General features: G+C 69.6%; 11 protein-coding genes. 6 read left to right on the plus strand and 5 right to left on the minus strand.

All coding sequences use genetic code 11. The annotated features are described in order from the left end of the window. Positions 1–53 precede the first annotated feature (53 nt). The 5 genes from OG828_RS20620 to OG828_RS20640 form a co-directional block, all read right to left on the minus strand. On the minus strand, positions 54–1,133 hold the full coding sequence (locus OG828_RS20620; protein ID WP_328501968.1) for a C40 family peptidase: 1,080 nt from the start codon (positions 1,131–1,133) through the stop codon (positions 54–56). Positions 1,134–1,150: 17 nt separating this feature from the next. After that, positions 1,151–1,633, minus strand: a complete 483-nt coding sequence (locus tag OG828_RS20625) for a poly-gamma-glutamate biosynthesis protein PgsC/CapC (RefSeq protein WP_019753111.1) — start codon at positions 1,631–1,633, stop codon at positions 1,151–1,153. A 72-nt stretch (positions 1,634–1,705) separates the two neighbouring features. After that, positions 1,706–3,430 (minus strand): poly-gamma-glutamate synthase PgsB, encoded by a 1,725-nt coding sequence (pgsB, locus tag OG828_RS20630; protein WP_328501969.1) that lies wholly within the window; start codon positions 3,428–3,430, stop codon positions 1,706–1,708. A 6-nt stretch (positions 3,431–3,436) separates the two neighbouring features. Beyond that, positions 3,437–5,698, minus strand: a complete 2,262-nt coding sequence (locus OG828_RS20635; RefSeq protein ID WP_328501970.1) for a HAMP domain-containing protein — start codon at positions 5,696–5,698, stop codon at positions 3,437–3,439. A gap of 210 nt (positions 5,699–5,908) precedes the next feature. After that, positions 5,909–7,075: a CapA family protein gene (locus OG828_RS20640; RefSeq protein WP_328501971.1), complete on the minus strand. Its 1,167-nt coding sequence runs from the start codon at positions 7,073–7,075 to the stop codon at positions 5,909–5,911. A 203-nt stretch (positions 7,076–7,278) separates the two neighbouring features. Here OG828_RS20640 and OG828_RS20645 point away from each other — a divergent pair, with 203 nt between their 5' ends. The 6 genes from OG828_RS20645 (at position 7,279) to OG828_RS20670 (ending at position 15,748) form a co-directional block, all read left to right on the plus strand. Further along, positions 7,279–8,091: a hypothetical protein gene (locus OG828_RS20645; RefSeq protein WP_443062422.1), complete on the plus strand. Its 813-nt coding sequence runs from the start codon at positions 7,279–7,281 to the stop codon at positions 8,089–8,091. A 174-nt stretch (positions 8,092–8,265) separates the two neighbouring features. Beyond that, a complete protein-coding gene (locus tag OG828_RS20650; RefSeq protein WP_328501972.1) occupies positions 8,266–9,615 on the plus strand; it encodes a glycoside hydrolase family 26 protein in 1,350 nt (449 codons plus the stop codon). Positions 9,616–9,872: 257 nt separating this feature from the next. Then, on the plus strand, positions 9,873–11,324 hold the full coding sequence (locus tag OG828_RS20655; RefSeq protein WP_328358809.1) for a glycosyltransferase family 2 protein: 1,452 nt from the start codon (positions 9,873–9,875) through the stop codon (positions 11,322–11,324). 21 nt (positions 11,325–11,345) lie between these two features. Next, on the plus strand, positions 11,346–12,572 hold the full coding sequence (locus OG828_RS20660) for a glycoside hydrolase family 113 (RefSeq protein WP_328501973.1): 1,227 nt from the start codon (positions 11,346–11,348) through the stop codon (positions 12,570–12,572). 15 nt (positions 12,573–12,587) lie between these two features. Next, entirely contained in the window at positions 12,588–13,685 is a 1,098-nt protein-coding gene (locus OG828_RS20665; RefSeq protein WP_328358815.1) for an NDP-sugar synthase, read from the plus strand. Positions 13,686–13,720: 35 nt separating this feature from the next. Next, positions 13,721–15,748 (plus strand): acyltransferase family protein, encoded by a 2,028-nt coding sequence (locus OG828_RS20670; protein WP_328501974.1) that lies wholly within the window; start codon positions 13,721–13,723, stop codon positions 15,746–15,748. Positions 15,749–15,751: the final 3 nt, after the last annotated feature.

Genomic DNA, 15,751 nt, shown 5'->3' on the forward strand with positions numbered 1-15,751 from the left:
CGGCAACCGGCGCATGACGGCGGCCGACGATCAGTCGGCCGCCGCCCTCGGGCTCACAGGCGCTTGGCGCTGCGCAGCGTCTTGGCGTAGTACCCGTTGCCGTCCAGCCGGGAGACACCGCCCACGTCACCGATCGTCGGCCCGTTGACCTCCTCACGGCTGGAGACGAAGATCAGGTGCCCCTCGGTGTCATGTCCGAGGACCATGCCGACGTGGTCGAGTCGCTGGCCGGTGCGGGTGTCGAGCTTGAAGAAGACGAGGTCGCCCGGCTGGAGCTGGTCGATGGCGGAGGGCCGGTCCTTCGCCGAGATCCCGGCGAGCGGCAGGATGTCGACGCCCTCCTCGGAGCGGGCCATGCCGTTGGCGGTACGGGGCAGTCCGTCGCCGGAGGTGTCCGAGGACATCAGGGGGTAACGGGCCCGGTAGCCCAGCACCATGCGGATGAAGCCCGAGCAGTCGAGGGATCTGGCCCGGATGCTCTCCGGCTGTCCGACGGCGCCGTCCCGGAAGGGGTACTGCACCCCGAGGTAGTCGTAGAAGTCGGACTCCTCCAGGCGCAGGTCGCCGCCCTCGCCCCCGGCCGTGTTCAGCGGACCGAAGTTCGCGTCACCGGCGTAGACGGTGCCCTCCTCGTCCTTCTTCTCCGGCGTGCCGGCCACGTACTGGAAGGCGATGGCGAAGAGGTCGTCCTCCTTGCTGTCCCGGTACTCGGCGTACCAGTCCTTGAACCACTTCTTCTGCTCCGCCCCCTTGGCCCAGGGCTCCGGCATCAGCCGTACCCATTCCGTCGTGCTGACCTTCGACGCGGTCGAGGTCGGCTCCTGGAAGGTGCGGGCCGGGCCGGTCAGGGTCGCGGTGCGCGCGCCGTCCGTGAACACGGCCTTGATCTGGCCGTCGCCCCCGCGCAGCACGGACCGCGCCGGGTTCTCCAGCCGGGACCAGGTCTCCTTCCCGGTGTCCGTCGAGGCGGCCCCGGTGCTGCGGCCGCCCTCCAGGACCCCGACGTTGCGCACCTCGGTGACGCCCGCCTCCTCCTGCCCCCGCAGTTCGACCGTGAGGTAGCCGGAGGCGCCGACGAGCGCCAGCAGCACCAGGCCCGTGACGACGGGCCGCGACTTCTTCTTCCCTGCCATCAATTGCTCCTCGGTTCTCAGACGGTCGGCATGACGCCGAGCAGCAGGCCGGCGGCGACGACGATGTAGGCCATGAGGGAGACGGTGCCGGTGGCCAGCAGGGTGGCTCCCTTGGGCTGGCGCACCATCTGGTAGGCGATCAGGCCCGGCACGATGAAGCCGAGGGTCTGGTTGCCGTACAGCAGCGGGAACTCGATCGAGAGCACGATCATCACCGTGGCCTGCAACAGCACGCCCAGCAGCACCACCGCCGCGAACAGCCGCTTGCCGTACAGGATCACCAGCCGCTGCATGATCTTGGTGCCGCCGTAGGTCAGGGCGGTGACGCCCACCACCATGGCGGCGCGCTGAAGGTCCTCGATGAGGGTGAGCGCGAGCCAGCCGGGGGTGATCATGCCGCCGGGCGACAGGTTGGTCGTGAGATAGCAGAGCAGCGAGAAGAACAGGCCTATGGCGATGCCCAGGGCAGCCATCTCGGGGGTCAGGGCGGCGGTGGTCAACGGGGGTCTCCGGACGAGGGGACGAGGGGGATGCGGGTTCAAGGGCGAGGCGGGCCGTGGCCGGCGGGCGGGTCAGGCGCGCGGCGGGTGTCCCCCTCCCTCGTCGTCCGCCGGCCGCCGGTGCGGCCGGCCGAAGGGATCGTCGGCGGACGGCTGCGGCACGGGCCCGGCGCCGTACGGCGGCTCATGGCCGGGTACTTGGCCCTGATCAGGCCCCGGCGACGGCTGGCGCGCGGTGCGGAACCACGCCGAGAGCTCCGCCTGCCCGGCCGCAGGCGGCGACTGCGCCGGGGCCTGCGGCGCGTCCGGGCCGCCGTACTGCTGTGCCTCGGCGTATCGCTGCTGGGTGCCGGGGTGCTGCTGAACTCCGGAGTGCTGCCGGCTCTCGCCGTACGGCTGCCCCATGCCGTGATCCCGGCCCGGCACGGCCCCGGCATACGTGCCCGGGGCCTCGGCGTACCGCGCCGGCGCCGGGATGCTGATCACCGGGATCTCCTGGGTCTGCGAGGCCTGGTACCGCTCCTCGTAGGCCGTGGGGTACGAGGCGTACGGGTCCAGGCGCTGCGGCTGGTGCGGTGCGGCGGCGGCCGGCTGCCCCGGCTCGTCGGCGTCGCTCTCGTCCGCCGGGAGCTCGGCCAGGTACTCCAGGAGTTCCTCGCCCTGTCCGTGGATGTTGCCGATGGCGACCAGGGAGGAGCCGTCGGACATGCGGCCGAGCAGGGTCGGCATGAACTCGTCCGCCGCGCGGCGCTCGCCGCCGAGGTCGACCGCGCGGTCGCGCCAGTCGGCGGGGATGGCGTCGATGGCGCTCTTGGAGGGGTGCCCGATGACGAAGACGTTGTCCGGCTGCAGATCGGGGATGATCTCGCCCATCTGCCCGTTGCGCTCCACCCGGTCCGGGCGGCAGTTGATCACGACGTTCAGGGGGCGGCGGATCGCGCCGAGGTCGAGCAGCTGGTTGATGTTCATCAGCGTGGACTCGGGGTCGTTGGCCGCGAAGACGTTGGCGAAGGCGAGCCGCTTGCCGTCGGGGGCGACGTACTTCTCCACGGAGAGCACACCCGGGTCCGGCGGGGCGTCGTACATGCCCTGCAACGCGACCTTGCGCTCGATGCCGAGCAGGTCCGCCACGACCAGCGCGATGGCCACGTTCTCCTTGAAGGTGAACCAGCTGAAGCCGCGCAGCTCCTCGTCGGTGACCGTGTCCGGGTCGGCGTAGATCAGCTTGCAGTTACGGGCGTCCGCCTCCTCCTGGAGGATGTGGAAGCGCTCCCTCTCCGCGGTGACGCAGATGCCGTCCTCCGGCATCGAGCGGCACAGCGAGCGCGCCACGTCGTCCAGGGTGGGGCCCATCTCGGCGAGGTGGTCCTCACGGACGTTGCACAGCACGCCGATCGTCGAGCGGATCAGCTTGCTCTGGTTGACCTCCTGCAGGGCCGGCATGACCGCCATGCACTCGATGACCAGCGCGTCGGGACGGTAGGTGGCGGCCCGGCGGACGATGCCGATCTGCTCCACCACGTTGGCGATGCCGAACTTGCGGTAGACCGGCTCCTCCGTCGCGTCCGGGTGGATGAAGCGCGCCGCGGTGCCCGTCGTCTTGGCCACGGTGACCAGGTCACCGCCGCGCAGGGCGCCCGCGCACAGGCGGGTGATGGAGGACTTGCCGCGGATGCCGTTGACGAGCACCCGGGAGGGGATGGTGTGCAGGGCGGCGTAGTGCCTGCGCTGCTCGATGATGCCCGCGATCAGCAGGAACACCCCGCCGATCAGCAGCACGAAGTAGAGGTACAGCACGGCCGGTCACCTTTCTCCGGCGCCGAGCCGGGGCTCGGCACTCCGGCGCGACTGGTTCTGCCTGCGGGCCTGCAACTGCTGGCGGACCAGTTCGAGGCTGCGGACGACGGCCCCCACCTCGTCGTGGTAGCGGGGGTAGAGCACGGTCTTGAGGTCGCCGTCGGCCAGCTTCTCGGCGCTGCTCGCCAGCGCCCGCAGCGGCCGGACCACGACCAGGTGGATCCAGCCCAGGCAGACCACGATCAGCGCGAGCCCGAGCATCCCGGCGAGCACGCTGCGGTCCTCGCGTTCGTACGGGGCGATCTCGAAGTGCTTGGCGTCCTGCCAGCTGACGACGGTCCAGCCGATGTCGGCGGCCACGCCGCCGCCGGAGAAGGGCGCCGCGGCGGCGACGGTGACCGAGCGCCCCTCGCGGATCAGCAGGCCGTTCTCCACCGGGCCCGCGCCCACCTGGACGCTGCCCGCCCGCACGAGGTCGGTGAGCGATTCACGCGGCAGGTCCTCGAAGGCGAGGAAGCCGTCGCTGGCGGCGATCGTCCTGGCCTTGGTGTCGACCACGCGGACCTCGCCGAGACCGGGCCGGTTCAGCAGCGAGTTCAGGAACTCCACCCGTACCTCGCCGACCAGGGTCATGCCCTTGTGGTCCGGTACGGCGGCCCCGGCCTGGATCACCGGCTTCTTGCCGCCCTCGCCCGACACACGGACGAGCGAGTCGCCGTCCCCTTCATCCTCTTCGTCCTCTTCCTCACTCCAGGCCGAGTCGGGCTCCGCCCCGGCGCGGGCGACGACGTCGCCCTCGTCGACGACGTACAGGGAGCCGTAGCGCGTGTGCTTGCGCAGGGCGTCGTCGAGCACACCCGTGGTGGCGTCGGGGTCGTCGGCGTCGATCAGCCGGGAGATGGAGACGAGGTCGGCCTGGGCTTCGTTGAGGGCCCGGCGGACGCGGTCGGCGACCAGGTCGGTGCGGTCGCGCTGGTCATTGACCATGGTGCTCGGCACACTCACCGAGGCGTCGGTGCGGTTGAGCAGCAGCCCGACCGGCACACACCACAGCAACAGCAGGGCGGCGGTCAGTGCCAGAGGGACCCGCAGTCCGAGCCGGCCCTGACGACCACTGGGGTCGGGCTCCGCGTCCCCACCGGACAGCTGCGCACGCAGCCGCTCCAGGGCGGCGCCGATGCGGGCGGCCTCGCCCCAGCGGGGCACGGCCACGGGACGGGTCAGATCGCCGCGGGCCAGTCGGCGGGACTCCAGGAAGAGCCCCAGCAGGGGCCGCTGCACGGCCATCCACAGCAGGGCCGCCGCCACCAGCCCGAAGACCACGAGGACGCCGGCCGCCACCAGCCCGTACAGCTCCCGCTCCTGCCCGACGGCCTGCTCCTGCACCACGGGCAGCATGGCCACGACGGTCAGCCCGAGGCCCGCGCCGACGCTCTTGCGCTGCTCGGGGTCGGCGGAGGCGAGGGAGGCGTATCCGGCGGTGGCGATCCGGCCGTTGTAGGAGTTGCCCAGCAGGGTTCCGCTGACGCCCGGGTAGCCGCGGGAGCCGGGTTCGCGCGCGCTGACCGGGTCGGCCTCGGTCTCCTTCGCCGCCCGCTCGGACAGCCGGGTCATCTGCTTCTGCAGGAAGGAGAGTTCGCTGCGCTCCGCGTCCGAGTTGAGCGCCTCGGCCCGCTCGAAGCCGGCCGTGGCGAGGACCTCGCCGCCCCGGGCCACGACGGCCATGGAGCGGAAAGGGCCCAGGTTGATGGCGGGCACGGAGAGACTGTTGGAGGCGATCAGCAGCTGCTGCGGACGGTCCTTCCGGTCGAGGAGGGCCATGGTCATCAGCCGCACGTCACCGGTCTTCAGCCGGACCATGCGGGGGGTGAGGGCGTTCTCACCGGTCAGGACGTCCTTGTCCAGCCAGGCGAGGGGAATCGTTTCACCCCTCGCGGCGAGCACCTTGCCGCTCTCCAGGTCCAGCACGGTGGTGCCGGTCCACTTCTGATACGTGTTGCTCAGATCCGACAGCACCCGCTCCGGTTCCGCGGGCTCCCCCGCGTTCAGCGCGGCCGCCATGCGGTTCAGGTCGGTGACCCGCTCGTCGATCGACGCACGCAGGGCGATGGCGCCGTCCTGCGCGAAGTGCTGCTGGGAACGCAGCACCGCCTTCGGCACGGCCGGCTCACCGGCGGGGCCCAGCACCTTGGCGGTCAGCCCCGCCAGGGCGAGGATCAGCAGGCACAGCAGCGCGATCGGCGGTCGTATACCGCCCAGGAGCGGCATGTCCGCCCGTCTGCGCAGACGCCGCCGCCCGCCCCGCCCAGGACGGGGTCCGCTTTGTGTCGAAATCACCGGTGGTTTCCTTCGCCTCTTCACTACTCAGGCGCTCGCAGGAGCCACCGCTGACGCGGACATGAGACGCCGTCACTTTAAAAGACGGTTAAAACACGCCGGGGTTGGGTTTCGGCGGGCAACCGCTGCCTGTGTCAATCGTCACGTCCCGAGCGCGAGCTGCTCCAGACCGTCGCCACCTGGGGCGCCCCGGTTGTAGAGGAAGCCGCGGGTGCGGTCGGCGGCCAGCCGGTAGCGGGCGAGCCGGTCCTCGGACAGCTCTCCGGGGCGGTCGAGCAACTGCTGCACGTCCACCACGCGATGGTCCTCGACCGCTCCTTCGGGCGCCTTCTCCCCGGCCTCCACCTCCGGCGGGATGTCGACCAGCGTGGTCCGGTAGCGGGCGCCGACGTCCCAGCCGTCGGTCGTCTCCCTGAACTCGAACCAGCCGATCGCGCCCTCCTCGGTGAGGCCGGTCGGCGAGGAGTGGCGGGCCACCTGGTTGCCGAGGCTGTAGGCGACCCAGGTGCCGTTGAGCTTCTGGATGGGCTGCACCACGTGGGAGTGGTGACCGATCACCAGGTCGATCCCGGTCTCCTTGGTGATCCGCTCCGCCAGCTTCAGCTGCGGGACGCTCGGCTCGTTGTAGTGCTCCAGTCCCCAGTGCACCGAGAGGATCACCACCTCGGCCCCCTTCTTGCGGGCCCGGGCCTCGGCCTTCTTGATCGGGTCGATGCCGATCCGGTTGAGGGCCCAGCGCTCCTTCTCGGGCGTGGGGTTGAGGAAGGACTCCCAGGAGAAGGAGAGATGGGCGACCTTGACGCCGTTGACGTCCCGGACGTTGATCTGCTCTGCTTCCTCGGGCGTACGCGCGGACCCGGTGTGGCCGAGGCCCACCTCGTCCATCGTGTCCAGGCTGCGCTTCACGGCCTTCAGACCGTGGTCGTAGGTGTGATTGGAGGCCGTGGAGCAGGTGTCGTACCCCACGTCCTTGAGAGTCGTGAGGATCTGCGGGGGCACGAGGAACTCCGGGTACCCCTCGAAGGGGCCCTTGGGCGTGCCGACCGGAGTCTCCATGTGACAGATGGCCAGATCGGCCTTGCTGATGACCGGCTTCACCCCGGCCATGAGCGGTCCGAAGTCCAGCCCGGCCTGCCCCTCATCGGTCTTCTCGGCGTCCTTGGCCGCCTGCTCGACGAGTTCGGGGTGGATGAGCACATCACCCGCGGCGGCGACGGTGAACGAGCGCCCGCCCGGCTTCACCTGCGCCCCGGACGGCTCGGAGGCACAGGAGGCGACCAGGCCGGCCAGAGCTCCCAGAACCGCCACCGAACGGCCTATACGGAGAGACTTACGGAATGTCACCGCGCCATACTCACATGGGCCTCACAGCTCAACTGGTCATTACCGTCACGAGACAGTCACGTTTCGCCCACATTCTTGCCCAAGGGGTTTTGATCCTGGCACTGGCCGGCTGCCAGACGGCATCGCCCGAGTCCACGGAGGGTTCGGTTCCGAAATCTCGGGAGCTGGTGGACCTCCGCAGCCGGATCCTCTCGTATACGGCCGACCTCGAGCCCGACGCCTCCTACACACCGCCCGGCGCGGCCCGTCGCGAACAGCTGGCGCGCGGCGTAGGCCGTCTGCTGGACGGCGACGCGGAGAAGGCCGAGCGCCTGCTCTCCCCCCTCGGCCTCGGCGTCACCCGCCTCACCGACACCGACTCCGGCCGCCGTTACAACGAGATCGCCGCCCTGCGCCCGGACGGCGAGGCCGCGACCTGGGGCCGCCTCTACCTGACCGCGGACTCCGCGGTGCGCTGGAACGTACAGGTGCCGCACCCCGTCTCCGACCGCGACACCGAGGCGCTCGGCGTCCGGCTGCTGGAGGACGCCCCCTCGGGCGCCCTCGTCGTGGCCGGCGCCCACCGCCGCGCCGGCCGCGCGGACGCCGCGGACGTCGCCCACCGCGAGGACAGCGCCTTCCACGCCATCGTCGTAGAGCTCCAGAAGCGCGGTGTCCCCGGTCTCCAGCTCCACGGCTTCGCCGAGACGTCCGACCGCCCCTACGAGGCCATCGTCTCCGGCGGCGCGGCACAGAGCACATCCGACGAGGCCTCGGCACTGGCCGACCGCCTGGAGTCGGAAGGCCTGCGCGTCTGCCGCGGCTGGTCGGCCCGCTGCCCACTGGAAGGCACCTCGAACGTCCAGGGCAGGTCCGCCGAACGCCGACACGCCACGTTCCTCCACGTGGAACTGTCCCCCGACGCCAGGGACGACGGCCCCGACGCCAAGGAAACGGCAGACGCGCTAGGCGACCTCCTGAGGACCTGGTCGCAGAACTGAGCACGAGATACACACCGGCGGCGAACAACGCCCCGAAAGGGGCGCGGGGAACTGCGCGACAAGCCACAACGAACCCGCACCCGCCAACGAACCAGTACCGCCCACCCCGCCCCGCGGAGCCACCCACACCGGGAGACAATCACCCCACGTCATATCGGGAACGGGGCGGAGCCCATGCGCATGCGAGGCCGGATCAAGCTGCTCGGCGCAGCCGCCGGCGCCGCCGTCCTCGCCCCGCTGGCGGTGTGGGCCTGGCCCGACCAGGACGACGGCGAGGCCGGCCCCCGGCTCGTGCCGACCGATCTGCGGGACCGTGACCCGAAGGCCACCCCCGAGGCCCGCCGCGTGTACGAGATGCTCGCGAACCTCGAGAACACCGCCCGCCGCGGCCGCCCGAGCCGCACGGTGATCGGCCAGCACGTCGAGCTGCACAACGAGCGGTACAACGCGCAGTACGGCGACTACCGGGGCACCAAGCAGCCCGGCTACTACTACCGCAAGGCCCGCGACATCACCGGCCGCCTGCCCGGCTTCGTGGAGCTGGACCTCGGCCCCGGCTACGGCCAGCCCGGCTGGGCGGTGGGCCGGTCCCGCTCCTACTCCGGCGACTGGCCGGGCTGCCGCCGCCACTGGGGGTATGTCGAGGACGCCGTGGACCTGGCCGTCGGCGTGTGGGCGGGCCTGCCCAGGGCGGCCGACGGCTCGTACCGCCCCTCGGGCACGCACCGGGAGTGCGCGACCGGAGCCGAGGTGTCGCTGCCGCACAACGGCGGCGCCCCGGCGGGCCTGGTCGGGTTCTCCTTCCACCAGCCCTACCCGGGCAGCCCCGTCAAGGGCTTCCCGCAGACCCTGCACCGCAACTCGCCCGCCGCGCGGGACCCCCGCTGGTTCGCCAGGGTGGTGAGCCGGGGCACCGCCGAGCACCGGGACCTGCTGCGGGACCTCGCCTATCTCGCGGACCACCTGGGCTACCTCGCCGACCAGGGCGTACCCGTGCTGCTGCGGCCATACCACGAGATGAACACCGCACCGGGCCGTGCCTTCTGGTGGTCCGGGCAGGACCCGGCGGCCTTCCGCAAGCTGTGGCAGGTGACATACGACTACCTCGTCCACCGCCGCGGCCTGCACAACCTGATCTTCGTCTGGGCCCCGAACTCCTGGCAGGGCCCTTACGGCCGCGAGCCCGGGCCGTACTACCCCGGCGGGCGCCACGTCGACATCGTCGGCGTCGACGACTACAGCGACACCCCGGCCGAGCCGTTCGGCGACGGAGCCTGGACCGAGGTGTGGTACCGCGGTCTGGAGACGTACCGCAGGCCCCGGATCGTCTCCGAGTCCTTCCATGTCCCGCTCAACGCCGCGCAGCCCAAGACCCTGGTCAGGACACCGTGGGTGCTGTGGACGGTGTGGGGGCAGGCGCTGTCGTACGACAACGTCTCCGAGCCGCGGAAGAAGAACACCACAGACGACGCGAAACGGACGTACCACTCCTCCCGTGTGATCACGGCTCAAGACTTCGCTTGATTAACTTTTAAACACATCTCCCTCACAGCTGTTCCATGCCCCGGACACGTATGCCAGGATCGTGCTCCTGTTCGGTCAATGGTTCTGGACGCCTGGGGGGGCATCTGAGCGGCATTGGCCGATTTTCACGCCAACGAGGGCGTTGAGGGGTGGGGATCCCGTAGGGAAGGTGCTGTGGTGCGCTCTGTCGCGCCGCGGCCGAGATCTGTCGCTGCCTCAACGCACCACCGATCTCACGGGGGAGTTCCGCAGTCGTCATGGCATCGACACTGGTCGACGGGGGTGTGCCGCACTCACGGCACAATCAGAAACTCGCCAAGCGCACAGCGGCTTGGCGGCCGGGGATTCTGCCCTTCCTCATCCCGCTGGTAGGGCTGCTCGTCTTCAGTCTCTGGTCGTACACACCCTCCGACTCACCGCTGGCCTGGCTGATCACCATCGCCTGGGCCCTGCCCGTCCCGGGTGTGCTCGTGTCCATTCAGGGCTTCATCCTGATCCGCCGCCGGGCCCGCAAGGCGCATCTGATGACGCCGCCCGCCCTGGTGGAGCAGGATTTCCTGATCACGCTCGTGCCCACCATCGGCCGCCACGACACCTACCCGGCGCTGGAACGTTCCGTCCTGTCCTATGTGGAGCACCTCCCCGAGTGGTTCCCGTACATGCGGGTGGACGTCCTCACCGAGGAGGGCTGCGAGGCCGCCGAGCGGATCGACGCACTGGCGGCGACCAGCCCTCTCATCCGTGTGGTCACGGTCCCGAAGGCCTACGAGACGCAGAACGGCACCCGGTTCAAGGCCCGCGCCAACCACTACGCCCACGAGCTGCGCATCGAGGAGGGCGAGGCGCTGGAGAACGTCTGGGTGCTGCACATGGACGACGACACCGGCGTCGGTCCGGACACCGCGGCGTCCCTCGCCCAGTTCATCAACCGCCAGCGGCGCGCGACCCCCGAAGTGGTCAAGCACATGGCGCAGGGCATCCTGACCTACCCGCGCGAGAACGCGGTGAGCATGTTCACCTGGTTCGCCGACGCCATCCGCCCGGCGGACGACATCGCGCGGTTCCGCGCCTTCACGGGACTGGGCACACCGGCCGCCGGCGTACACGGTGAGCTCCTGGTCATCCGCGCCTCCATCGAGGCCGAGATCGGCTGGGACTTCGGTCCCAAGGAGATCGTCGAGGACGCCCGGCTGGCCCTGACCTTCTGCCGTATCTACCCGGGCCGCAGCGACTGGTTCAACGGCCGCTGCTACGGCGCCTCGCCGGCCAACTCCAAGGACTTCATCAAGCAGCGCGAGCGCTGGGCCTGGGGCCTGGTCGCCCTCTGCTTCAACCGCAAGGTGCCGCTGCGCTACCGCTGGTTCCTGACCATCTGCGTGACGAGCTGGATCCTCGGCCCGCTGCAGCACGTCGGCACGGTGCTCTTCCTGGCCTGGTTCATCGGCGACATGAACACCTCGCCCGTGACCCAGTCGGTCGTCGTGCTGTGGTCGATCAGCTTCGCCTATGTGATCTGGGCGTACTGGGAAGGGCTGCGGCTCAACGCGATCGCGTCCGCGAACGGCAGGCGCAAGTGGTGGGAGCCCTTCGCGGTGATCCTCATGCTCCCTCTCTTCTCCCTCATCGAGGGGATCGGCGGCATCAAGGGCCTGTGGAAGTTCATCCGCCGCGAGGAGAACAAGTTCGTCGTCATCGCCAAGCCCGCCTGACCCGGAAGAGACCGACACCTCATGAAGCGCGCCCGCTTGCCTCTGCTTGCCGTGCTGCCCGTATCCGTCATCTCCTTCGTGATCGCGGTCCCCTTCGTCGCCGGTGACCACCCGCTGCGTTGGGAGTCCGGTTCACTGCTGCCCGACGTCGTGCTCAACGGCGAGGACGCCGGAAAGCCGAAGGCCCCCTCGGACGGCACCGCCGCGGGTACGTCGACCCCGGCCACGGCGGAGATCGCCAAGGTGACCAAGGAATGGAAGGAGGGCATGCCGCAGTGGGGCGTCCAGCTCTACTGGGAGGACAACCCCGAGCACGCCCTCGACTACGTGGAGAAACAGGCGAAACTGCACTCCGACTACCTCGTCGGCCTGCACGCCAACTCCGTCAGCGTGAGCTTCCCCTTCTTCACCGGCGACCTCGACTCCACGAAGATCAGCGGGGGCGGCAAGACGCCCACCGCCGAGCGGCTCGCCCGCGTCCTGCAGATCTTCCACGAGGCCGGGCTGCGTACGACCGTACGGCCGCTGATGGACGAGACGTCCCTCGATGTGGACAGCGGCGGCTGGCGCGGGAACATCGACCCCGCCGACCGCGACGCCTGGTTCGCCTCGTACAAGAAGTTCCTGACGCCGTACCTGAAGGCGGCGGACCGTGAGCGGGCGGCGACCTTCGTCATCGGCACCGAGCTGAACTCCATGGAGGGCGACACCCGCTGGGAGTCCCTGGTCGCCTCCGCCGAGAAGACCTTCTCCGGCGAGGTCGCCTATGACGCCAACTGGGACAACTACGTCCGCGGCCGCATCAACATGCCGGTCAGCCACCTCGGCGTCGACGCCTACTTCCCCGTGAAGGTGGCGGACACCGCTCCCGTCGAGACGCTGGTCGAGGGCTGGAACGACTGGCTGGACAAGAAGGCCACCGGCCCGCTGCCCAACATCACCATCGCCGAGGCCGGCATCGGCGCGATGAAGGGCGCCTACAAGGCGCCCGGCGACTTCTACAACAAGCGCGCCGTCAACCCCGAGGTGCAGGCCAACTGGTACGAGGCCGTCTGCCAGGTCGTCCAGGAACGGCAGATGAGCGGCGTCTATTGGTGGTCGGTCTACTTCGACGACGACCCGAACTCCAAGCCCGACGACAAGGTCGCCTCCCGGCTCGACTTCGCCGGACGCCCCCTGACCGAGAAGGCCATCAAGTCCTGCTTCACCTCTGATTACGCAGGCCCCGGTACCGACACCGCCAGCTGACCGAGCGAGGCCATCATGCAAGAAGCCATCATTTTGGTGGGCGGCAAGGGAACCCGCCTGCGCCCCCTGACGAACCACACCCCGAAGCCGCTGCTCAACGTCGCCGGCTCGTCCTTCATCCGGCACCAGATCGCCAAGCTGATGGACGCGGGCGTCGAGCACGTGGTGTTCGCCACCTCGTATCTCGCCAGCCTCTTCGAGGAGGAGTTCAAGGACTTCTCCCAGGAACTGCGGATCTCCTACGCCGTCGAGAGCGTCCCGCTCGGCACGGGCGGCGCCATCCGCAACGCGGCCCGCCTGCTGCGCGGTCCGGCGGATGCCCCTGTCCTGATCCTCAACGGCGACATCCTGTCCGGCCTCGACCTGCGGGACGTCTTGGAGCAGCACGAGGCGCGGCAAGCGGACGTGACGCTGTATCTCACCCGCGTCTCGGACCCGCGCGCCTTCGGCCTCGTACCCACCGACGCGTCCGGAAGGGTCCTGTCCTTCCTGGAGAAGCCCAAGACCCAGGAGGAGTGCGTCACCGACCAGATCAACGCCGGCTGCTATGTCTTCCGCCGGTCCGTGCTGGACGCCATCCCGGCCGACCGCGAGGTCTCGGTCGAGCAGGAGACCTTCCCGCAGCTCGTCGCCCAGGGGCGGCGCGTCTACGGCCACACCACCGACGACTACTGGCGTGACCTCGGCACACCGCTGGCCTTCGTCCACGGCTCGGCCGACCTGATCACCGGCCGGGCGACGTCTCCCCTGGTGGACCGGCCGGCCGAGGCCCTGATCCATCCCACCGCCACCGTCGACCCGACCGCCCGTATCACCGGCGGCTCAACGATCGGCCCGCACGCCGTCATCGGCGCACACGTGGTCGTCGACCGCTCGATCATCGGCGGGAACGTCACCGTGGCCGAGGGCGCCCAGATCCACGAGTCCGTGGTGGACCACGACTCCTCGATCGGCAGCGAATCGTTCCTCCGCGAAGTCGTGGTGGGCTGCCACGCACACGTCGGCGCCCAGAACGAGCTGCCCGCCCAGCTGCGGCTGTCGTGCGGCATCCGCATTCCCGCCCAGGGGGTGCGCGTCAGCGGTACGGCTGTCGCCTGCCCGACGGTCCACTGAAGTCACCGGCCAGCCCGGAAAGTTACTGGAGAACCGTGACCCGCCATCGTTCAACGGCCGCGCAGACAGAGCCTCTTCGCAAGTACCGGCCGGACATTCAGGGCCTGCGCGCCGTGGCCATCATGATGGTGGTCAGCATGCACGTCGGCATCCTCGACATCCACGGCGGCGTGGACGTCAGCTTCGTCCTCAGCGGCTTCCTCATCGGCAGCCAGCTCCTCGCCGAGATCGACAAGACCGGCAAGGTGTCACTGACCAAGTTCTGGGCGCGTCGTATGCGCCGCCTCGCCCCCGGCATGGCCGTCGTCATCCTCGCCACGGCGGCCCTCGCGTGGGTCTACGGCAGCCCGCTCAGGTTCCGTGACTACATGGAGGACGGATTCGCCTCCGCGCTGAGCGTCATGAACTGGCGGCTCGTCGAGACGGGCACCGACTACTTCGCCAACGACGGGACCCAGTCCCCTTACCAGCACTTCTGGTCGCTGGGCATCGAGGAGCAGTTCTACGTCGCCGCGCCGATCGTCCTGTTCGTCACGGCCTGGCTCAGCCGCGCCCTCTTCGGCAACCGCATCCTCGTGGGACTGTTCCTCACGGCCGTGGTGGGCGGGTCACTGTATCTGTCCATCCAGCAGACAGCCTCGAACCAGCCCCTCGCCTACTTCGGCACCCACACCCGCATCTGGGAACTCGCCTTCGGCATCCTGCTCGCCCTCGGGGCCCCGCTGCTCTCCCGTATGAACCACGGGCTGGCGGCGATCATCTCCTGGGCCGGGCTCGCCGTCGCGATCGGCACCGCGCTCCTCATCACCCCGGAAACCCCGCTGCCGGGATACGCGGTGGCCGGCCCCGTCCTGGGCGCTTCCATGATCATCGCCGGCGGATGCGCCGCTCCCCGCCTCGGCGCGGAATGGCTGCTGAACAACCCGGTCTTCAACTCCGTCGCCAACGTCAGCTACGGCTGGTACCTCTGGCACTGGCCGGTCCTCATCCTCTGGCCGGACATCACCGGCCACGAGCTCTCATACTCTGACCGGTTCCGCGTCGCCTCGCTGTCGCTGATCCTGGCCTACGCCATGTACTACATGGTCGAGGCCCGCTTCCGGAACAACCCGCAGCTGGTGGCCCGCCCCTGGAAGGGCATCTTCGCCGGCGGCACGGCCGTCGCGGGCACCGCCGCCGCCGCGGCCTTCGCCATGACCACGCTCCCGCTGAACCTCTCGACCACCGCCGTCGCAGCGGACGGAAAGGTCGGCTATTCCGGCCCGGATTCGGTGCGGAAGTCCGTGCTCCAGACGAAACTCTCCAACGTCGCGCAGAGCGCTCTGCCCAAGTCCCCCGACGACAAGACCCACTACGGCTGCATCGACAACACCCAGGTCACCGAATTCGTCATGCGCGACAACTGCGTCATCGGAGACCCGGAAGGAAAGACGTCGATCGTCGTCATCGGCGACTCCCACGCCTGGCAGTGGGGCGACGCCTTCCACGAGATCGGGCGGAAGCTCAACGCCAGGATCATCACCATGGCGAAGGGCGGCTGCTCCCCCGAGGTCTACTCGATCCAGAATCCCGAGCTCAACCGCAAGTACTCCGAGTGCGACAGCTGGCGGGAATCGGCCTTCGACGAACTCGAGAAGGTCAAGCCCGATGTCATCGTCGTCACCAACCGCGTCCGCCGCGAGGCGCGGGAGGCCGGCGCCGAAAAGGCCTTCCAGGTCTTCGAGGACACCGGCGCCAAGCTGGTCTACCTCACCGACAGCCCGCAGCCCGGCCGGAACGTACCGGACTGTCTCGCCACCCACACCGACGACATCTCGTCCTGCAATCCCGCACAGGACCAGGCCATCGAGTACCCCGAGTACCGGGAGATGGAGCAGCGGGTGGCCAAGCGCCACGGTGCCGAGATCATCGACACCCTGCCCGCGTTCTGTGCGAGCGACGTGTGCCCGACGGTGATCGCCGACCAGATCGTGTACTTCGACTCCAGCCACATCACGGCCGGCTACGCGAAGTCCCTGGTCCCCTATCTCCAGCCGACGCTGAAAGAGGCCCTGGCCGGCTGACCC

It is taken from the genome of Streptomyces sp. NBC_00457, assembly GCF_036014015.1.
GTDB lineage: Bacteria > Actinomycetota > Actinomycetes > Streptomycetales > Streptomycetaceae > Streptomyces.